We start from the raw sequence: 19878 nt of genomic DNA, 5'->3' as shown, positions 1-19878 counted from the left end.
GGTCTTTCTCATGGGCATTTCTTTTTGATTTGAGTTGTTCTAGAACGACGTCAAGTTGGTCGAAACGCTTGGCCAGCAATTGCTTAAACTGCTCCAGCCATTTTTCGATATCTTTCATTTTAGCAGCATTTAGGTGATAATGAATTTCTCTGCCTTGCTGCTCCTGCTTGAGTATTTCGCACTCGGTGAGGATTTGAAGGTGTTTAGAAACCGCTTGTCGGCTAGAATCAAAGTGTTCTGCAATTGCATTTGGAGTCAATGCGCCCACTGTCAAGAGCATGATGATTGCCCTTCTAGTAGGGTCGGCTATTGCCTGAAATACGTCTCGTCTTACTTCCATTACTTTCTATTTGCTACCAAATGATTGCAAATATATGTGCAATTATTTGGTTGCGCAATAGGTTTTGATTTTTTCCTGTATCTGTGTGTTCAAAAAAAATGAAGTGGCCCCTGGCTGACGATGCAAATTGACCCCCGCCGGACGGAGGAAACTTCTCCATACTTGTGGGCCTGGTGTAACTGCAATCTACGCTCTGGGGAGGAGGGGTAAACTATACTCAGATTGGGACTACGCTCAGGCTTACATGCTACACTCAGTAAGGGATATAACGATACTAAAGCTCATCTAACTGTAGGAATCGAGCCCCTTCAAGTTATCCTTGCTGGCATGATTGTGGATACCTTTGAATTATAATATACCTTAACTATGAACTTAAAAAGAATTTTCGGAGCCATACTTACAATTTTGGGCATAGTAGGGCTTATTTATGCCGCTGTCACATTTGCCAATGAATCAGCAGACGTTAAACAAATGATTGTATATGGATCATTGGGCTTATTGTTTTTTATCGCTGGCATTGGCCTAGTCAAAACGACCAAGGACGAGGGTTGAAATCGAGCTGCCTGGGGCAGACAGGCATGACCCAAAGCCAAACACAAAGGGATGATTACAATGCACCGGCCTGCTAGGATTTAATGCTATCCAGCAAAAGATCTGAGGTATTGACGGCGATCATTTCAATTTGTAGGCGTTTGAACTTTCAGATAGGTATTGAAAAATGGCAAGAGCTCGGTGAAAACCCTTCCTTCGAAACCATCCAGCATATTCCCATGATCGCCAATATATTCCTCAGCAAAATGATTGATATGGTAGGATTCCAATTTCTTGCTGAACTGCAAACTGCTGTAGGGAATATGGGGGAAATCCTCATTCCGCCCCCAATCCATTTTCAGAGCTGATAGACTCCTCAACTGTGGAAGGTAGTCATCAATCATGTAGTAAGGGAACTCTGCTTCCCATTCGCTGATAACTTTCGAATCATATACCGCACTGTCGCCCAGGTATGAAACCGGAAAATCTGCCCCCAGCTCCTTGTTTGCGCCATTAGGTGAGTAAACCTGCGCCATCGCAGTATAAACAGCCGCAAAAAAACCATCGAAGTCACCCGTCTGATCTGATTTAAACAAGCCTTTTAGTATTGCATCTTGACTATTCAATTTGCTGATGCGCTTGAATGCTGGGCTGGAAAGCGAAAAATCCCCATACCAATTTAGAACAGCCGGGCTGAGTGCATATACTGCACTAAAGGTGTCCGCGTAGAGCATCCCTACTTTAAGCGCACCATTTCCACCCATCGAATGTCCACAAAGGCCTCTGCTGGCACGGTCAGGAATGGTCCTGAAATTCTCATCCATGTATTGGACTACATCTTTACCAATATAATCTGCCCAATTCCCTGAACCGGCTGAATTGGTGTAAAAACTACCCTGCATCCGGGTCATACTGTTTGGGGCTACCACTATCATCGGGCTCATCTTACCAGTCTTGATCGCTTCGTCAAGCAAAAGCTTAAAGTCAATCCAAACATTCATCATCACACTGTCTGTACCCCCATAGCCATGCAATACATAAATTACCGGATACCGCTGAGTGCCTTTTTCGTAATCCTGGGGCAGATAGATTGATAATTGGCGCAAAGGATCTTCTCCTGCTGGGTTGTTTTCCAGGGATGCTGCCACAAACTCCCGCCTTTCCATTTTTCCCTGAGAAATACCTGCGAATGCAATGCTGAATAGCAAAAAGCTGAATACTATCTTTTTCATGTGTTTATAATTTGTTTTTTGAAGGCCACATGGAATGCCCAAAGTAATCATTCCCCATGTGTGAGAAGCTTTTCTCATGGGCATTTCATAGGAATATGTGGTTGATCAATCACTGAATCTAGTCTAAGTCTGGCATTTAATCAGGTATGGATTAGCTGGTTTTGGATTTTCAGACAGAAATTTCACCTGTGTTTAGGGTATTTTGAATAGGTGAAGACTGGAGGCTAGTTTGAGTGGGGAAGCTCTTTTGATTATGATGAGTTCGACACCCTTCGGGGTCGTTTTGATCTCGATTGTCCTTTTCCACGGGTTTGGGTTCGACTTCGCTCACCCACCAACCCGCGGTTATTGAGAAGTTTGACCCCTATCGGGGTCATTATTTTGAATTCCGATGATTGATATACGATCCTAAATGGATCGAACTTCTCAATAGCCCTAGGTGCAACCTAGGGGATCGTGAAACAAGAAAGGAATGGCAACCCCGAAGGGGTTGAACTACTTCTCCACAAACTTCAAAAAGATAATACCAACGCCAAGTCAAGCGCGAAACACTCCAGGCGCAGGAATAAATTATCCCTTTTCAAGAATAAGCTATTCCAATGGGGAATAGCTTAATCATCAGTCACTTGCGAGTTTTGATGTGTTGAGCGTCCTTCGCGAACTGAAGCGGACGCTGGCTGCAGGCATGAAGCTATCAGAAGACCATTTTGATTTTATATAAATCTACAAACCCATGAAAGCAGAACTAACCATTCCCTTCGAAGAATTGATCGAAGAGCTGATTATGGCGGATATGAAGCATAATCAGCTGATCACCGGCTTACGAAACCTGGATTTGGATTCAGCCGATCACTACCTGGGCATCTATGACCTGATTACATCGCTCTTTGGCATTTCAGATCTTTATGGGCTGGACCGGTTTTCGGACGTTTATTTCCGGTACATGGACCATGGGGATGAATATCCCATCACTAACATGGGCCAGGAATTTCGTCCCTTAGCAAAGGAGTGCTACCAATCTTTGGTGACGCTTGCCAATGAAGTCAAAGCGGGACAATTAACAGATGCTTCCGGTGATGAATAGGAAGAACTGATAGAAAATCTGATCATGCAGGACCTTCGGCACATGCAGCTGATCTATGGGTTGGAATCCATCGGTTTTGTAGAAGAAGGGTATCACTCCTTGGATCTTTCCTTCATTATTGCGGAGCTGATGGGGATGAGCGGGGAGGAATCAGTCGATCGGTCTTTTCAGGTTTATCGGGATCATATTGAGAAATGCAAGGAGCTTGATATGACGGGTAACCGTGAAAATCTGCGTCCTCTGGCCAAGGAAATGTATCTCAGACTGAAGAAACTGGAAGGATAAAAGCAGTGTCATTGCGAGGGATCGTTTTTGAATGGCAAGTTGTTTTTGAGCCTTCCGATCCCGAAGCAATCTTTTACTAGGAATGGGATAGCTTACCCGAAAAGCGGGACTCGAGGCTATACTTCGCGAGGATATCTTTTTTTGCTGTTGAGATTATATCGGCCGTTCCTACGGGAGGGGCGAGCGTTAAGGATTTGTCCGGTGGACAAATCCAGCGAGCAGCAAGCTTGTAGGGCGGGATATTATCCGGAAAAAATGCCGTAGGCCTGCCTGACGGTAGGCAGGCATGGCCGATATCTAAAATGCCCATCACGCAAACGAATCGGGTTGGAAAAGAGCGGGGGTTACCAAGGAGGGAGTATTTTTGGTTTAAGATAGTTCGACACCCTTCGGGGTCGTGGATGTTTGTTCCTCGATCAATTTCCACGGGTTTCACCCGCGGCTATTGAAAGGTTTGACCCCTCTCGGGGTCATTATTTTGAATTCCGATGATTGATACGATCCTAAATGGATCGAACTTCTCAATAGCCCTAGGTGCAACCTAGGGATTGAGGAACAAGAGAGAAATGACAACCCCAGAGGGGTTGAACTATTTCTATCCATTAAACCGAGGCGGGGAGAAATTTAATACCCGACACTTTTTGTCCGGATAAATCAAGCAAAACCCCGATTCCCTTGCTGAAATCAGTCCTAAGGAATAAATTAGTCCAGAGACTATGGGGAGATTTCCCTAATTTCCCTTTCTAATACTTCAGACTATGAACGAAAAGATCCACCACGGCCGGAATATCAAAAGATTCAGAGAGATGATGGGCATCAAGCAGGAAGCCCTGGCCCACGAACTCGGTGAGGATTGGTCCCAGAAGAAGATCAGCCTTCTGGAGCAGAAGGAAGAAGTGGAGGAGGAGCTCTTGCGTCAAGTCGCCGAGATCTTGAAAGTTCCGGCGGAGGCGATTAAGAGTTTTAATGAGGAAATGGCTTTGCAGATTGTGAACAATTCCTTTAACAACAGCTCCGGAATAGGTCTGAATTACCACTGTACATTTAATCCATTGGATAAACTCCTTGAAACAATGGATGAGAACAAAAAGCTATATGAGCGACTCCTGGAATCTGAGAAAGAGAAGGTAGAGTTGCTGAAGAGGATGCTTGAGAAATAAATATCAACATTGATAAAAAAAGCCTTTCTGATAATCAGGAGGGCTTTTTTGATAAAATCACCTTTTTAGAGTCTTTATGAAAGGAAAACAAATAACTAAAGACAATCATTATTTATCCCAATCTTATCTTAAGCAGTGGGAATCATCTATGGGAAAAGTTTGGTGCTATAGGACACTTGTTTCTCATGAAAACGTTCCCCCTTGGAATGAAACACATATTGAGGGAACAGCTTTTTTTACTCATTTGTATTCTAGGATTGAAAGGGGATCAGTTTCAGATGAAATGGAGAATTGGTTTGGTTCAGAATTTGAATCGCCTGTTTCTTCGGTCCTCAGAAAGGTGCTAAAAAATGATGTACTTAAACCTGATGACTGGAGGACTTTGGTTAAATTCCTGGCATTGCATGATCTGAGAACACCAGCAAGACTTTTAGAATATCTAGAGCGAGCTTCCAAATCATCTATGGATGTTATGCAAAATGTAATTGATAATTTCCCTAAGGATTTGGAGGGTTTTAAGAACAGAGCAATTGAATCAATACCAGACGATAATAAACATAATTTCCCTTTCAAGGTTACTCCTGAGATAACTGGAGGAGAAGAAACAGTTTCTTTAAAAATTGAAACTGATACTGGGCGTGCATCTTGGTTGAGCGTTATCCAGCATCAAATGAGAAACACATCCTCCATTTTGCATAAACATAGGTGGACTATCTTGCATTCTGCATTTGGACAAAGTTGGTTTACATCAGATAAGCCGGTCATGCGTCTAAATTACCATAAAGGTAGCTATGACTTTAAGGGTGGTTGGAATTCAAAGGGTACTGAGATTATTTTTCCACTGAGTCCGGAGCATTTACTTTATACTAAGATTGGAGCAAAACCTCCCCAAAGGGGGACTAGGTTGTCACCTGCTCAGACTAATTCTTTCAATAAACTGATTGTGGAGCATTCATTTAGAAATGTTTTTTCAAAAGAAAGGGTGAGCGAAATAGAACAGTTGAAAGCCCGATCGATTGATCCCGAACAATTTAAGCATGAAAGAGAGTTTTGGGAGAACTGGCATGTTGAGCAAGGCAAGTCTGAAAACTACTTTTTTGAATAAAGCCTCCTTTTCAAGTTAAATTCCAAGGCAAACGCCTATTTGGTTATTCGACACTACCGGTTACGCTGCAGTTCGTCGGGACGCTGCGTGTAGGTGTAACTTCCCTCTGATATTTTTAACCAATTTTTAATTGGCTTAACAAATTCTGGTTGCTCATTAAGCGAATTGCAAATTCGTTTTGATAGTTGAACGTGGTTACAAGCTACGCTCAGTCCAACGTAAATTTGACGCCATTCGAGACGCCAGTAGACTACGCTCAGCAGGGAATTAACCTGTGTCATTAACCTCTTTTTATAAACCAATATCCTACAAATATCCCATCAATCAAGAGTAAATAAATTAGCATGTTCTTAACTAGTGGTTTGTTAAAAACTTTTTCTCCTTTATTATTCGGAGCATGTTTTTCGCCAAATTTCCGACCTTGGCCAAGATCCAGGTCTAAAGTTTTAGCCTCATTAAGGCTTATGATTTTGCCTTTATAAAGAACACCAGGCTTTTGGTTTCCGATTGTAAATAGAAGTCCACCTACAATACTTAGATAAATAATTTGAATCCCGACTAGCTTTTTCGGGGTAATATTTTTGATAATATCCTTTAGCTTGTTCATTGGAATTAATATTAAATTGTTAAACTAAAATAGTTATTGCAAAAATATAATTTTCTACCTCGGAATAACTTCAAGCGTTTGTTTAGGTGAAAGTACTATGTTCCCTTAGCAATAAAATGCTAGGATAGTGCCTGTGGTGAAAAACATTAAACTACGTTCAGATTGAGACTTTTATCCGTAAAATCCAATCTCTGGTGAATTAACGGAAAGATATGCCGTTGATATTTCGACTGATAATTTTTTATCATAATTTATGCTATCGAAAGTGCTTATATCGCACATATGCTCATGGGCTGGCTTTGACTCTTCGGTTAGAAAGTATCCGAATGGTTGAAAATTGATTTCAGACCATTTTTGAATTCCAAGCTTAGGATCATAAACAATCGAATACCCCATCATTCTCTTGAAAGGAGATAAAGTCGAGTAAAGATAAACCTTATATCTTTCGGGCATTCCAATAGATTCCTTATTTAAAATGAATTCAACCAGATCCTTTTGTGATTGGAGATGTCCCGATTTGTCGGCAGACATAAACATTGTCAATATTTGCTTAATTACATTAAGTGGCTTTATTGTATAGGTCCCTTTTATATCGTACTGAAGTTCTTTTTTTTTAATTATTTCCATTCCTTGAATGGCAAATTCTACAAAATCTCTCGCATACCAATCTCCGGTATTGTTATTGCAAGACTCGCATAAAGTATAACCCCCGAATCCTTTATTACTTTTCTTTTTTTTACCATACAAGTAACTGTTTTCATCAGTCAGGTGTTCGTAACCTTGAATGAATATTGGCGAATTATTAAATGCAGCCGCAGGGGGTACATGTTCAAATGATAATTTTTTGAATTCGCCGCATAATGAACAATTACCTTCTATAATTTTCATTCGATTCAATATCAGCAATAGATTTCCGCTTGATAAACATCGTTTTTTCCGTCATATGTACAGATCTTGCTAGGCAGATGGTTAACCTTTTTTGTAATTTTTGATCATTTCCCGTTAGATTTTGACTATTAATTTAGCTGTAAATTAGAACTTTCATTTCTCTTGTTAATGCTCCTAGAGCTGCATCGATCGTTTCCTGAGGAAACCCAATATATACCAATCCTTGGATATTACTCGGAATATTGACTCCTTGTTCATGTAGTAGGACAACTCTTCCTAGACCATACTTACCTTGGAAATATCCGATTTCATGCATGACGTTTTCACGGGCTCTTATTTCTCCGTCTTCAGTTATATCGTCACCTGTCATGACGATTACAGCTATGGAGCATTTGTCTGATTCTTCGCTTAGTTTTTGAAGTACGGTTCTTCCAATATTTGGTTCTTGAGCTAGTTCCAATGTTGCAATATTTAGATCTTTCTCTAGGTATGTCTGGACTGTGAACCATTCGTTACTTCGTCCATGACTAATAAATACTCTGTTGCTTTTGTCCTTTTTCTCCAAATTCATACCAATTCTTGCATTTGCACTCAATTCAAGGATATAGTCAAGGTTCTGGACAAGTGGTTCTATTTCATGTTGTTCATAAACTAGACCATCAGTGCTTTGTCCTGCCGCCATCGGAATCTCTATCTCAGGAAGGTCCTCATACAATTCTGGGTTTAATTCTTTTAAAGATTCGATAATCTTTGTATACCTTGGAAATAAGGGTTCTACCGTCTGCCCAAGGCATCTTCCTCGTCCGTATTTAATTTGATCGAAGCTTTTTTTTAGTGCTGCGGCCTTAGCCAATGTTATTGTCTCTTTGCTCATTCTATTTATTTGGAAACTGCCAATGGTGTATGATCGCAAACTTGCGGTAAGATTTTGTTTTAGAATCCTTTCCGGAACCGAAGCGTTTATTTTTTAATTGTCCCTCACTTCCTCAGCCCCGCCAAATAACTCACCAGATCCACCAATTCTTCTTCGGTCAAAGGGAACTTGGGCATCAGGGATTCGTCGAGTTGGGTGATGGAGGCGATGTCGGCTAGCTTGTAGATGGTTTGTTCGCTCGTACCGACGAGCTTCACGATCAGGTCGATTTCGGTCTTGGAGTTGACGATGCAGCGGATTTCCTTGCCGTCTTTGAACTTGACGAGTTGGGTTTCGTAGCCGAAGCCCATGCCCTCGGATGGATTGATGATCGAGTTGATCAGGGCTTCTTTGCTGAGTTTGTCGCCGATCTCGCTCAGACCCGGACCGAAGTCAATGCCTTCGTTTCCGATCTTATGGCAGGCCACACAGTAAGTAGCGGCAATGGTCTTTCCTTTTTCGATATTACCAGCGGCGGCCAGCATCTTGGGGATGTCGTAGTTGGTATTCAGGCTGCTGCCGTACTTCTCGGTGGCAAGCTGGCGCAGGTTGGAGTTCCAGGTAGACATGAGGATCTTCTGTGCGATAGGAAGAAGTTCGGCAGGGATCTGGTCCTTCTCGGCATATTCCCACAGGGTGGCTTCAGACTGGTAGCCTTTCATCTCTTCCATAGCTGCAGTGCGGACTTCGGCGGGGGCATTCGGATTGTTCCAGAACTTGCTCAGGAGCGTCGCCATCTCCTTGTTGTCCACCACGCCAAACTTGCGGATGGCCGCGATGGCTTTGGCTTGATCCGGATCTTTCATGGCCTTTTCCACTTCTCCCAGTCCATAGAGGCTGGTGAAGATTCCTGCAGCGGAACTTGCCATTCGGCCATCCTCTGCCTGATAGACGATGCTTAGCAGGCGGTCCTTTTGGTCCTTGAGTTGGTACTTGCGTACGATGTCGAGGAAGTCACGGTCATCGGCAATCTCTCCGGCCTTGGCTTTGGCCAAGTTCAGGAGTTGGGTATCGGGCTTCTGGGTATCGTAACTGGCCTGACGAAGGATAATCACCTGGTCTTCGTTTTGGCCTTTTGCAAGCAGGTTTTTGAGGGTTTGGTTTTTCAGGTCCGCGTTTTGGAAGTCCAGTGCGCGATAGTAGCGCTGATCAGCGGGGCTGTCTTCCGCCAGGATCAGTTGCTCCAAAAGTTCCGGGGTATTTGTAGCTCTGGATCTCCAGACAATGTCTTTGGCTTCAGCCGATGCCGTCCAGTTGGCCCCGGCTTTTTCCAGATAGGCAGCCAGGTAGCTATCCCATCGGTATTCCGCCGCGATGCCCAAAGCCTCCAAGTACCAGCGGTCGCCGGATTTGTAGGACTCGGCCAGCTTTTGCCATACGGTGGGCTGATCCTGATAACGGATCGCCACGGCCACTTCCCGTCTCACCTGTGCAGACGCATCGCCAGCCATGGTGAGCAGGAAATTGGCGTCGTTCATTCCGTTGATTCGGGAAGCACGGACAGCGGCTACCCGGATATTTTCATCTGAGTCAGTTGCCGCTTTTTGGATGTATTCGTTGCCATTTGGCAGTCTGGTCAAGAGCCAAAACGCACGGGCTTTCATTCGGGAATCTTCGGACTCATAGAGTTCTTCCAAGGCTTCTTTGGCCTCGGCTCCTTTTTCCTTCAATGCCATAAAAGCCTTGAAGTGGATGGCGCGGTTGGGATTCTGTACCAGCTCGATCAGGGATTCGACGGAGGAATAGTTCGGTGTGGAAACTTTGTAATCTGAGCCCTTCGGAGCCAGTCGGTAGACGCGCCCTTTGTCCAGATCGCCAACCGCATGTCCGCCTACTCCGGGATCGTACCAGTCGGAGACGAAGACCGAACCGTCAGGAGCGACCGTCACATCGGAAGGACGGAACCAGTTGTCACGGGTATTGCCATCAAGGATCGCTTTTGCTTCCCCGGTAAAGCCCGCACCGGAAGTCTCCACCGGATACATACGGATCACATTGGGTCCGGCATCAGCGTGGATTACTTGGTTTTGGTATTCAGCGGGGAGGAGTTTGCCCTCATAGACGAGGATTCCGGTTGGCGAACCCGCATAGGTTTGCACCAGATTGGGCACCACGCCGGGATCGTTGAGGTGCCAGTGCTGCTGCCAGACGGAGTCCTCCATGTTGATGCGGCGGGTTCTCCAGTCGGTCTTGGTCATCTCGTCCTTGAAGCCGTAGTTGCCATAGTCCATCACAAAGTTGATCCGCGTGGAGCGGTTGCCGTCGTCGTCGTTGTCACTTTGCCACATGCGGCCGTAGCTGTCCACGGCCACTTCGTAGTTGTTGCGGAAGTTCCAGCCGAGGATCTCGACATTGCTGCCGTCCGGATCACAACGGAAGACCATGCCTTCCTGATAGGGTGCTGTTTCAGAATTGACGGGTCTACCCATCGGATCGAGGATCGGCGAACCGTCACCCTTGTGAAGGCCTTTTCCCTCATTGCCATAGTTGAAGTAAAGCTTGCCGTCTGCTCCAAAAGTAAAGGCATGCATCCCATGGTCATGCTGCTCGCCACCGACTCCGGTGAAGAGGACTTCCTTGCTGTCCGGTACGTCATCCCCGTTTTCGTCCGTGAAGACAAAGACATTCGGGCTGACGGAGACAAAGATCTTGTTGCCAAATACGGCGATGCCCAAAGCGGCATTGATGTCTGTGCCCTGGTAGAAGACCGTGGATTTGTCGGCTTTGCCGTCTTCGTCCGTGTCTTCGAGGATCAGGATCCGGTCCCCTTCGGCCTTGGTGGGGTTTTCAGGATTGAGCTGGGTGCGGTAGTTATAGGCTTCGGTGATCCAAACCCGGCCCCGGTCGTCGATGTCCATATTGGTCGGGTTGGTCATCATGGGTTCGGAGGCGAAGAGCGTCAGCTCCAGGCGGTCATCCGTCACCTCGATGCCGTCGAGGGCATGTTCCACGGAGCGTTTTTGCTCATCGGTGAGTGCGGCGTATTCTTCGGCGGTGAGCTGGGGTTTGGGTTTTTCGCAGGAAAAAGTCAGGGCTGAGACAAAGAGCAGCGCAAGTAGGGGCTTGTTCATAGGTTGAGGTTTTTTGGGTTTGCGGTCAAAAAGTCCGACTGCAAAGCAAAATAGTTGATAAGGGGCTGGGAACCAAAGGGGGAAATGGGCAATGATCAAATTCAATGATCAAATTTCAAGGGTCTGCCTATTGGATGCTGGTTTTCCACCCAAGAAAAAGAGTGAAAGAGCTTCAGTAGTTACGGTGATAGAGGAGCTTAGATATGGGGAGGCACGATAAGTATTTTTCGAGATCGGTGATAAAAGCTAAAGCTTTTTATAATTACCGCAGAGGCGCAGAGGATATCTCGCCGGGTTTTTGGCCACAAAGGCGGGAAGGCGGAAAGTTTTGCTCGCAGGCTCGCAAGAAATTAGCTACAAAGGCGCTAAGGCGCAAAGAATTCTGCGGAAATCTGTGTCCTTTTCTGTGTGTATCTGTGGGGAATTATTCTCTGCAAAGGAGCTTAACCACTGAGGGCACGGAGAAAAAGGAGAAGAGGGACTTGGTCTCTACTCAAGCTGTTAAGGAAATCTCTGCGACTCTGCGGTGAGATAGTTTAACAGCAAGGAGGAAGGATTTTTACCCCAGAGGGGATAGAGCAAGGGGAGTAGCAAGATTTGACCATAACCTGAACTCCAATCCTCTTTCTTTTCGGCCCTTTTAGAAAGACATGCAGAAAAGCTTTTAGGAAAATCTCTGCGACTCTGCGGTGAGATAGTTTAACTGTGAAGCGGTCAACCTTTACTTCAGACTTTCGATGATGGTCTTGGCTTGGGCCTGGTAGGGGTTTGGGCTGGAGGCGGTCACCTGCAGAGACTGCGTTCCCTTGTCCAACATGTTCATCTTGAAGTATCCCAGGGCTTCATACCAAGCCGCCACTTCTTTGGGTGCAATGGCGGTTTCTCCGTTTACCAGGTTCAGCAGAGGAATAGCTTTCTCGGGACGGCCGAGTTCCAGTTGGCAGATTCCGTAGTAAAGCAGGATGTACTCAGAGTCAGGTTGGGATTCTACTTGCCGGAACAACGCCGCTGCTTTTTCGAAATCCCCAGCATCATAGGCCTGAAAAGCCTGGGTTTTGATGTCCGCGGCTAGTTCTCCGTATGCGCTTTTGGGAACTTGATTGGGCAAAGGTTCATAGTATTTGGCGTAAAGCTTTTCACCGGGACTCATGCCTAAGGTGATCCACAGCAGATAGCCTGACAATACAAGGACGCAGGCAATTGCAGCCGAGAAAAGCCATGACTTCAAACTGCTGGGCCTGCGACGGGTGCTCTGCTCAAACAGCTCAACGGCTGCCCGTCCTTTTTCCAGCTGGATGAGCTCTGCTTTATACTTTGGATTGTCCGCAATCAGGCTTTCGAAAAGTTTCCGATCCTCAGGACTCAGCTTGCCCTCCAGATAGTTGTCGACTAATTCTTGCAGATCCATAGTTCTAGTTTTTCACTGATGCTGGCACCTTTCTCCGGAGAGGTACCACACTCAATCCAGTAGGGGGATGGGACAAAAAGGAAAGAAAATTCCCTGTGTTTTTCTTCTCCATCACCTCCGGTTCCAAGTGTAAATAAGATAAACATATTTTTTGTTTGAAACCCTCTTTCAGAATTAAGGTTAGTTGATCCCAAGATCTGCTGCCTGGCCGCTTTATTTATCTTTTCAGGAAACTGACAAAGTCGGAGATCTGAGCGAATTCCAAGTCTTTGTATCGGATCGAAAACGGCCGGTGTGTCACTTGGATCAATTCCGATATTTTGCCAATTCCTGCCTTGTCCATCGCTTTTTTCACCCAAAAAACCAGCTCCTGTGGGCCTGAAAACTCGAATTTCGAATCCTGGATTTCGAATTCCATCTTTCCTCTTTCCAGGCTGAAGCGGTACTTTTCGCCGGGAAGCAAAAGGTTGATTGCCCCAGAGATAATCAGGTCTTCCGGCTTTCCCGAGACGACCGGAGTTCCGCAGTTCATCAGCCAAAACCGGTCGGCCGTCTCCACCGCAATGTCCAGATCGTGCGTCACCACCAACACGGATTTTGCCTTCGTAGCGGCAATCTCCCGGAGAAGTTGCATGATCTCAAACCGGTTGACCAGGTCAAGATGCGCGGTGGGTTCGTCCAGGATGATGAGCTGCCCGTCCTGTGCCAAAGCTCTGGCAATCATTGCTTTTTGACGTTGACCGTCGCTGATTTCGCTGAGGCGCTCATCCCGGAGGTAGGCGATCTTGGTGTCTGAAAGGGCTTTTTCGACGATTTCCCGATCAGTAGAACTCAGCTTTCCTGTCCAACCCGTGTGGGGAGTTCTGCCTAAGGCGACCAACTGTCCGACGGTCATATTTCCCGGAAAGACCGGGTCGGTCAGGACGACTGAGATCTGCTTGGCGAGGTTTTCAGTGTTGAAATTTTGAATAGGCTCATCTTCCAATAGGATTTCGCCCTTCCAAGGGTTGATCTGTCCCAATATAGCTTTGATCAGTGTAGATTTTCCTACGCCGTTGGGCCCGAGGAGGCAGGTGAGTTCTCCTTTGAAAAGCCGGAAATCCAAGTCTTCGAGGATTAGCTTCCGGGTTTTCTGATGAAGATAACCCAGCGTCAAACCCTTGCCTTCGAGTGCGATATGTTGCCGAAATTCAGACATTAACTGATGATTTTCTTTTTAAAAGACTTTCCGGAATCTTGCAGGTATCTATAAAAATTAGTTTTGAAGTTCAAATCGAGGAGACTCCCCCTTTCAAAAAGGGGGCTGGGGGGATTTTTTAAATTGATTGCTGACATTTCCATACTTTAAAAATCCCGGCTAAAATTCCTTTTCAAGATCAACCCAATCACAATCGGCGCGCCGACCAGCGAGGTGACCGCATTGATCGGAAGCGTGCTGGCGAATCCCGGCAGTTGGCCTGCTGCGTCGCAGAGCAGAAGCAGGATAGCTCCAATTAAGGCAGATGCAGGAAAGAGCACGCGGTGGTCGGAGCTTTTCCAAACGATGCGGGCGAGATGGGGGACGGCGATCCCGATGAAGGCAATCGGTCCGCAGAAAGCGGTGATGCCTCCGGCCAAGATCCCGGTGCTTCCGATCATCAGCCAGCGCATGGTTTCGGTGCGGATTCCCATGCTTTTGGCATAAGCCTCACCGAGCAGCAGTGCATTGTAGGATTTGATAGATCCAAAGACAGGAATGCAGCCCAATGCAATCAGAATCCCCAAGATCCCCACCTGAGACCAGCCCAAGGCACCGAGACTACCCATGGACCAAACGGTGAACAGCTTCAATGCCTCTGCTCCGGAGAAGTAGGAAAGCACGGAGATCACCGCTGAGACGGCCGATCCAAACATCAAGCCGACGATCAATAGCGTCATGCTGTCTTTGACTTTCCATGCCACCAAGCTGACGGCTGACAAGACCAGTCCGGCACCTGTCACTCCAGCCAGGGCGATGGCCCAGGAGTTGATCCCGCTCAATGCAAAGCCGAACGCAGAACCAGCCAACATCAAGATAGCTACGCCCAATCCGGCACCCGAACTGATCCCCAAGACAAAAGGTCCCGCCAGCGGATTTCGGAAGAAAGTCTGCATCTGCAGGCCGCTTAAGCCTAAGCCGATTCCTGCGAAGATGGCTACCAGGGCCTTTGGAAGCCGATAATTGAGGATGATTTGCTCCCAAGAGGTCTTTGTCCATTCACCGGAAAAGATCCCCGACACAATCTCCCCAAACGGAATCATCACCGATCCCAGGCTCAGGTTGAGCAGGAAGCTCAGTCCGAGGAGGAGGAAGGCGATGGGGAAAAGGTAGGAGCGGTTGGGCATTTGTTTTACTTTAATGAGGTGTGTGGCCACACGAGCACTGACGAGAGGGTATTCTTTCAAATCTAATTTTATACCCGATCGCGTATAAAATTAGATTTCGTTGCTTATTCTACACCCGATCGGGTACAATTAAGTTTGATTTAGATAGATGTTTCGATCGCTATGATTGAAAAGATTGAAATTGAAAGATGATTTTATGGTGCAAGAGGTTCGTGGAGACACGAACCTGGGCGATAGTCCGATGGGGAAAAGGTATCTTTTTGGATTCATCGATTCAGTTTGTAAGTGGTCTGTGGGGACACAGACCACGTCGGAAATGTTATGGAAGCTTCTGATAGAAATATAACTCATACTCCGGCAAAAGCTCTGGATGGAGGATCTTGATCAGGTCCTTCAAGATCAGATCGGGACGCACATAGCCGAGTTCGAAGTATTCCAATCCACCCGTTGCACCTTTTTTGCCCGTATAGGTGTAGACTTGCCCGTTTTTCCAAGGTTTAAATGCCTGATATCGGGGCTCTGCATTTCCCATGGTTTGCAGGTCAGGGAAGTCCGACGAGCCGATCCAAAGATCAGTTTCGAGTCCTCTGTCCAGTACAAATTCGTAATTCAGCTGAAGACTTCCGGTACCACTTTGGTCTGCGAAGATGTAGGCTCCTCCTGCGTTTTCGAGGATTCTAGCGCCCCAGCTTTCGGCTCCAGGAGCGTACCAGATATCCTGATACATCACCCCACTGAGGACTTTGGGCCGTTCAGCCTCGGAAAGCGAAGCAGTCAGCTTTTCAGCATCCTGATAGGCCTTTTCGATCTCTTCAAAGACAGTTACTGATTCCTCATATTTTCCCAGGAGAATCCCGGTAAACTTGATCCATTCGGCCCTTCCCAAGGGGTTTTGCTCCACATATTCTCCATTGATCAGGGCTGGAATCCCGGCCTGCGCAAAGAGGTCCAAGTAGCGTAAGTCCTCGCCCAGGGTCGAGATCATCATCCAGTCCGGCTGGAGGTCGATGACCATCTCGGGATTGGCGGAGACACCGGTTCCCAAGTCAGTGACTTTGCCGGCGTCGATCAGCTCCCTCGTTGTCGGGGAGGAGATAAGGGGCGTGTTCGGGAAGCCAGCCAGCAGATCCGTCACGCCCAGCAGATCCAAGTGGGGAATATGAGTGGTCGATGTCACGACGACCTTGGAAATCGGCAGCTGTACGACTGCATCAAAGCCAGATGAATCGGCGGTTGAGTTCTCTTCCAAGACGAGGTAACGGTACGTTTTTTCCGCACCGGTGTAGCCTTGTGTGACGTGGATTTCCCAAAAATCAGTGCCCTGAAAAATTTCAAAACCCTGAGCGTATTGCAGTGCGACCGGTTTTTTTTCGGTGCTGGTTTCTGCTTTTTTTCCGCAGGAGAAAAACAGAAAAGCAGCCAAGAGCAAGATCTGGTAAGTGCTTGAAAAAGAGTGTAAAAAGTGTTTGTGGGCGGATGATGACATGGATAAAGCGGAACGAAATATTCTGCCAAGGTAATTGAGATAATTCCTGTTTTCCAAAATTATTGACTGTCTGCCGCTTTTTTGCCGAATCAAAATCGCTTTACTTTGCCTGCGATTTAGGTTCCTGATCCGTCCGTTCGGCTCTCGGGAATAATAGGGAATCCGGTGTAAAACCGGAGCTGTCCCCGCAACTGTAAGTCTGCCCCGTCGTGATGGTGGGGAAATGCTTTTGCACCACTATGCCATTCTCCGCAAATGCGGAGGAGAAGGCCGGCAAAAGTCAGATGAGCCAGGAGACCTGCCTAGATCTGTTGATTCTGTGCTTTCGGAGGAAAAGCAAAAAGGATTTGTCGATTTCGCTTCCGTTCTCGGGAGGTAGTTTTCAATTCTTTCTATTTCTCTTCAAGCCCGAATCGGATTTATCAATTCGATCTGGCATGACACTGTTGCTTTGGGTATTTTCTTTTGTGGGCTTTGCGGCTCAGGACACTGTTGCGCTAGAGCAGGTGGAGGTCTATGCTCCGGCTTTGGACCGGTTTGCCCAGGGGCAAAAGGTGGTAAGCTTTGATTCCAAGCTCTTGGAGGCTTATTCTGCCCGGTCACTTGGAGATCTTTTGCAGGAAAAAAGCCCGGTCTTCGTCCGCCAGTATGGCGCCGGAATGCTGGCATCTCCCTCTTTTCGCGGGACGTCGGCAGGACATACGGCTGTTTTTTGGAACGGGCTCCCGATCAACAGTCCTTCGCTCGGTCAGAGTGATCTATCGGTTTTGCCAGTCGAAGCCATCGATCAGGCGCAACTGCAGTTTGGCAGTTCCGGGGCACTTTTTGGGAACGAAGCCATTGGCGGAAGCGTGCACCTTGGGTCCAAAACGGAATTTGGCAAAGGCGTGAAGGCGCGGATATCGCAATCAATCGGGAGCTTCGGGATGTTCAATTCGGCGGTTTCCGGAGGGTTTTCTTCCAAAGACTTCAGCACCAAAACCCGGATCTACCGACAGTTTGCAGCCAATAATTTTGATTACCGGGACCTCTCCCTGCCCGGAACTCCCGAGGTAAAGGAAGATCACGCACAGGTCGAGCAGATTGGCGTAGTACAGGACTTGGCCTGGAACCTCAGCGGGAAGTCCCAGTTGAAGGCGGCTTTTTGGTGGCAAAAGGCGGACAGGGAAATCCAGCCGCCGATGGGGTCGAGTACCGCTGATCTCCAATCCGACGAGAATATCCGGGCAGTGGTCGACTATTTTAAATTTGGAGAGCGATCGGTCTGGAATCTGAAAGCTGGACTGGTGCAAGACCAGATGATCTTCAACGAAACGCGCAATCAGACCCGACAGTTTTTCCTGGCTACCGACTACGATTTTGAATACGAAACCGACTGGAAGTTCAAGGCTGGAGCCAGAGCGACATTCATGAAGGGCGACCTGAGCACCTATTCAGCCGCCGATCAGCGCTACGAGTTTTATCAGTCAGCGAGCTGGCAAGCAGCCGAAGATCTGAGTCTTTCTCTCAATCTCCGCCAGTTTGCTTATGCCGATGGATTTGAACCGCTTCTCCCTGGGATCGGGGCGGACTGGAAACTTTTGCAGCGCGAAAAACATGAATTGCTTTTAAAAGCTTCCGTAGGAAAAGGCTTCAAGGTGCCGACGCTCAATGACCGGTTTTGGGAGCCCGGCGGAAATCCTGATCTCCTTCCTGAGGAAAGCATCAACGGAGAAATTGGCTTCCATTGGCTGAAGAGTGGACTTTTCTCCTGGGATCAAAGCCTGACCTACTACCGGATGCAGGTCGACAACTGGATCATCTGGCTGCCGCAGGGCTCCGTCTGGAGTCCCGAAAATATCCGGGAAGTCCAAAATCAGGGGATCGAATATCAAGGGAAGGCAAACTGGAAAACCGGAAAGTGGGATTGGGAAACACGTCTCAGCTATACCTATTCGCAGGCCTTGGATCTGACCACCGAACCCGAAAGTCCCCATCAGTTGCCCTATACGCCGGAGCACCAGGCAAACGGAAATCTGAGCGCAGGAATCGGCGGGTTGTCTTTGAACCTGAGTTCTTTTTTCGTCGGTCAGCGAGCCATCGGCACCGGCAATGCCCGAATCATGGACTCCTATCAAGTATGGAACGCTGGTGTGACTTTTTCCAAACTCACCTGGGGCAAGGTTCAGTTTCCGCTGAGTTTTCAGGTACTCAACCTCCTGGACAAAGACTACCAAGTTCTCTACCTCCGGGCAATGCCCGGCAGATCGTATCAACTTAATTTAACTATACACTTATGAAGCATCTTTTCAAAAATCAACTTTGGGCACTTGCCCTGCTAGTTTTTGCTTTTTCCTGTAACGACAGTGGGGAAGAAGCGCCGCTTGGCAAGTACGATACAGGCGTTCTGATCATGAACGAAGGTAACTTTGGTGCCAACGACGGGGAAGTTTTTCACCTTGATCCGGGCACAGGCACGTTGACAAAAGATATCTTCGAATTGGAAAACAGCCGTCCATTTGCAGGTCTGCTGGAAGATATGGTGTTGGAAGAGGGCCGACTGTATCTGGTCGCCAACACGGGAAAAGTTGAGATCGTGAATCCGGGTGATTTCAAGTCCGTCGGTGCGGTGATCGGTGATCTGGACCAGCCGAGATCCCTGGCGACTGCAAGCGGAAAGCTTTTTATCTCTGACTATGGGCCTTACGACGCCAGCTACAACACGCCTGATTCTTACATCTCAGTCGTCTCCGGTTTGGATGGGGGTACAGTGAAGAAGAAGATTGAGGTCTCCAATAAGCCTGAGGATCTATTTGCCAACGGCAAATTTGTCTGGGTAGCAGGATCAGAAGAAGGGAAACTTGAGATCATCGACGCTGACGCCGAAACAGTCGCCAAGACCCTCGAAGTAGAGGGCAGCCCGGTTTTGTTTTTTGAGCAAAGTGGAGAAGTATGGGTATATTCTTATGACTCTGAAAAAGTCTATTTCCAATCTTTGAACTTGACCAATCAAACCATCAAAGAGGAAACTTCATTTGATGTGCCCAACGCGATGGGTAAGATCACCTTTGGCGAGGATAGAAAAATATACATCCTCACAAGCACAGGCTGGCCAAACTATGAAGACGCCGTAGCCGTGGTGTCCCTAGCGGACGGCGGTGTTGGATTGGACTGGACGACCGGCTCAGGCTTCTACGGTATTGGCTACGACAAGGCTCGACAGGAGATCTATCTTGCCAATTCAAACGCTTTTCAAGGGAGCGGAACGGTCACTGTTTTCAAGAACGACGGAACTGAAGTAGCCGAGATGGAAGTGGGAAGAGGGCCTTCAGGTTTTCTGTTTAGATGATTGGAAGATTGAAAAATCTCAAAGTTGAAAGATTAAAAAGCCCGGTCGATTGATTGGGCTTTTTCGTTTTACAGGA

16 protein-coding genes, 1 pseudogene and 1 riboswitch are annotated in these 19878 nt (G+C 47.1%); of the genes and pseudogenes, 7 read left to right on the top strand and 10 right to left on the bottom strand.

All coding sequences use genetic code 11. From position 1 onward, the window contains the following. Positions 1-19 precede the first annotated feature (19 nt). Positions 20-340 (bottom strand): annotated as a pseudogene (locus G459_RS28210) (ArsR/SmtB family transcription factor); the annotation flags it as partial. A gap of 366 nt (positions 341-706) precedes the next feature. Between G459_RS28210 and G459_RS0121635 the strand changes: the two are divergent. Further along, on the top strand, positions 707-892 hold the full coding sequence (locus tag G459_RS0121635; protein WP_026969493.1) for a hypothetical protein: 186 nt from the start codon (positions 707-709) through the stop codon (positions 890-892). Positions 893-1017: 125 nt separating this feature from the next. Here G459_RS0121635 and G459_RS0121630 read toward each other — a convergent pair whose 3' ends face one another. After that, positions 1018-2181, bottom strand: coding sequence for an alpha/beta hydrolase (locus G459_RS0121630; protein WP_169725059.1), 1164 nt, complete (start codon positions 2179-2181; stop codon positions 1018-1020). A 655-nt stretch (positions 2182-2836) separates the two neighbouring features. Between G459_RS0121630 and G459_RS0121625 the strand changes: the two genes are divergently transcribed. From G459_RS0121625 to G459_RS0121605, 4 genes are all read left to right on the top strand, one after another. Continuing rightward, positions 2837-3187, top strand: a complete 351-nt coding sequence (locus tag G459_RS0121625) for a hypothetical protein (RefSeq protein WP_026969491.1) — start codon at positions 2837-2839, stop codon at positions 3185-3187. A 24-nt stretch (positions 3188-3211) separates the two neighbouring features. Beyond that, positions 3212-3472: a hypothetical protein gene (locus G459_RS0121620; RefSeq protein WP_157373408.1), complete on the top strand. Its 261-nt coding sequence runs from the start codon at positions 3212-3214 to the stop codon at positions 3470-3472. Between the two features lie 758 nt (positions 3473-4230). Continuing rightward, a complete protein-coding gene (locus G459_RS0121610) occupies positions 4231-4632 on the top strand; it encodes a helix-turn-helix domain-containing protein (RefSeq protein ID WP_026969488.1) in 402 nt (133 codons plus the stop codon). A 76-nt stretch (positions 4633-4708) separates the two neighbouring features. Beyond that, a complete protein-coding gene (locus G459_RS0121605; protein WP_026969487.1) occupies positions 4709-5737 on the top strand; it encodes a DUF4238 domain-containing protein in 1029 nt (342 codons plus the stop codon). 280 nt (positions 5738-6017) lie between these two features. Here G459_RS0121605 and G459_RS0121600 read toward each other — a convergent pair whose 3' ends face one another. From G459_RS0121600 to G459_RS0121545, 8 genes are all read right to left on the bottom strand, one after another. Beyond that, entirely contained in the window at positions 6018-6344 is a 327-nt protein-coding gene (locus tag G459_RS0121600) for a hypothetical protein (protein WP_026969486.1), read from the bottom strand. 171 nt (positions 6345-6515) lie between these two features. After that, on the bottom strand, positions 6516-7232 hold the full coding sequence (locus tag G459_RS0121595) for a hypothetical protein (RefSeq protein WP_026969485.1): 717 nt from the start codon (positions 7230-7232) through the stop codon (positions 6516-6518). A 133-nt stretch (positions 7233-7365) separates the two neighbouring features. Then, entirely contained in the window at positions 7366-8106 is a 741-nt protein-coding gene (locus G459_RS0121590) for a TIR domain-containing protein (RefSeq protein WP_026969484.1), read from the bottom strand. A gap of 104 nt (positions 8107-8210) precedes the next feature. After that, complete coding sequence (locus G459_RS0121585; RefSeq protein WP_026969483.1) at positions 8211-11216, bottom strand: PVC-type heme-binding CxxCH protein; 3006 nt, start codon at positions 11214-11216, stop codon at positions 8211-8213. Positions 11217-11937: 721 nt separating this feature from the next. Next, positions 11938-12624 carry a tetratricopeptide repeat protein gene (locus G459_RS0121570; protein ID WP_026969481.1) on the bottom strand — a complete coding sequence of 229 codons (687 nt, stop codon included), beginning with the start codon at positions 12622-12624 and terminating at the stop codon, positions 11938-11940. 217 nt (positions 12625-12841) lie between these two features. Continuing rightward, complete coding sequence (locus G459_RS0121560; RefSeq protein ID WP_026969480.1) at positions 12842-13822, bottom strand: ABC transporter ATP-binding protein; 981 nt, start codon at positions 13820-13822, stop codon at positions 12842-12844. 146 nt (positions 13823-13968) lie between these two features. After that, positions 13969-14988: a FecCD family ABC transporter permease gene (locus G459_RS0121550; RefSeq protein ID WP_026969479.1), complete on the bottom strand. Its 1020-nt coding sequence runs from the start codon at positions 14986-14988 to the stop codon at positions 13969-13971. A 319-nt stretch (positions 14989-15307) separates the two neighbouring features. After that, entirely contained in the window at positions 15308-16474 is a 1167-nt protein-coding gene (locus tag G459_RS0121545) for an ABC transporter substrate-binding protein (RefSeq protein ID WP_051315359.1), read from the bottom strand. 101 nt (positions 16475-16575) lie between these two features. After that, a riboswitch (cobalamin riboswitch) is annotated at positions 16576-16794 on the top strand. A 117-nt stretch (positions 16795-16911) separates the two neighbouring features. Between G459_RS0121545 and G459_RS0121540 the strand changes: the two genes are divergently transcribed. Beyond that, complete coding sequence (locus tag G459_RS0121540; RefSeq protein ID WP_169725058.1) at positions 16912-18753, top strand: TonB-dependent receptor plug domain-containing protein; 1842 nt, start codon at positions 16912-16914, stop codon at positions 18751-18753. Then, positions 18750-19802, top strand: a complete 1053-nt coding sequence (locus G459_RS0121535; protein WP_026969476.1) for a YncE family protein — start codon at positions 18750-18752, stop codon at positions 19800-19802. The genes G459_RS0121540 and G459_RS0121535 overlap by 4 nt, the downstream gene beginning before the upstream one ends. Positions 19803-19878 lie beyond the last annotated feature (76 nt).

The sequence above is a fragment of the Algoriphagus terrigena DSM 22685 genome (assembly GCF_000429445.1).
In the GTDB taxonomy this organism is placed as follows: domain Bacteria; phylum Bacteroidota; class Bacteroidia; order Cytophagales; family Cyclobacteriaceae; genus Algoriphagus; species Algoriphagus terrigena.
Note: the sequence above shows the minus strand (reverse complement) of the source record. Positions and strands in the feature narration are given on the sequence as shown.

Coding starts and splice junctions, on each gene's coding strand:
- G459_RS0121635 (WP_026969493.1), top strand. CDS start 707: ATGAACTTAAAAAGAATTTTCGGAGCCATACTTACAATTTTGGGCATA.
- G459_RS0121630 (WP_169725059.1), bottom strand. CDS start 2,181: ATGAGAAAAGCTTCTCACACATGGGGAATGATTACTTTGGGCATTCCA.
- G459_RS0121625 (WP_026969491.1), top strand. CDS start 2,837: ATGAAAGCAGAACTAACCATTCCCTTCGAAGAATTGATCGAAGAGCTG.
- G459_RS0121620 (WP_157373408.1), top strand. CDS start 3,212: ATGCAGGACCTTCGGCACATGCAGCTGATCTATGGGTTGGAATCCATC.
- G459_RS0121610 (WP_026969488.1), top strand. CDS start 4,231: ATGAACGAAAAGATCCACCACGGCCGGAATATCAAAAGATTCAGAGAG.
- G459_RS0121605 (WP_026969487.1), top strand. CDS start 4,709: ATGAAAGGAAAACAAATAACTAAAGACAATCATTATTTATCCCAATCT.
- G459_RS0121600 (WP_026969486.1), bottom strand. CDS start 6,344: ATGAACAAGCTAAAGGATATTATCAAAAATATTACCCCGAAAAAGCTA.
- G459_RS0121595 (WP_026969485.1), bottom strand. CDS start 7,232: ATGAAAATTATAGAAGGTAATTGTTCATTATGCGGCGAATTCAAAAAA.
- G459_RS0121590 (WP_026969484.1), bottom strand. CDS start 8,106: ATGAGCAAAGAGACAATAACATTGGCTAAGGCCGCAGCACTAAAAAAA.
- G459_RS0121585 (WP_026969483.1), bottom strand. CDS start 11,216: ATGAACAAGCCCCTACTTGCGCTGCTCTTTGTCTCAGCCCTGACTTTT.
- G459_RS0121570 (WP_026969481.1), bottom strand. CDS start 12,624: ATGGATCTGCAAGAATTAGTCGACAACTATCTGGAGGGCAAGCTGAGT.
- G459_RS0121560 (WP_026969480.1), bottom strand. CDS start 13,822: ATGTCTGAATTTCGGCAACATATCGCACTCGAAGGCAAGGGTTTGACG.
- G459_RS0121550 (WP_026969479.1), bottom strand. CDS start 14,988: ATGCCCAACCGCTCCTACCTTTTCCCCATCGCCTTCCTCCTCCTCGGA.
- G459_RS0121545 (WP_051315359.1), bottom strand. CDS start 16,474: ATGTCATCATCCGCCCACAAACACTTTTTACACTCTTTTTCAAGCACT.
- G459_RS0121540 (WP_169725058.1), top strand. CDS start 16,912: ATGACACTGTTGCTTTGGGTATTTTCTTTTGTGGGCTTTGCGGCTCAG.
- G459_RS0121535 (WP_026969476.1), top strand. CDS start 18,750: ATGAAGCATCTTTTCAAAAATCAACTTTGGGCACTTGCCCTGCTAGTT.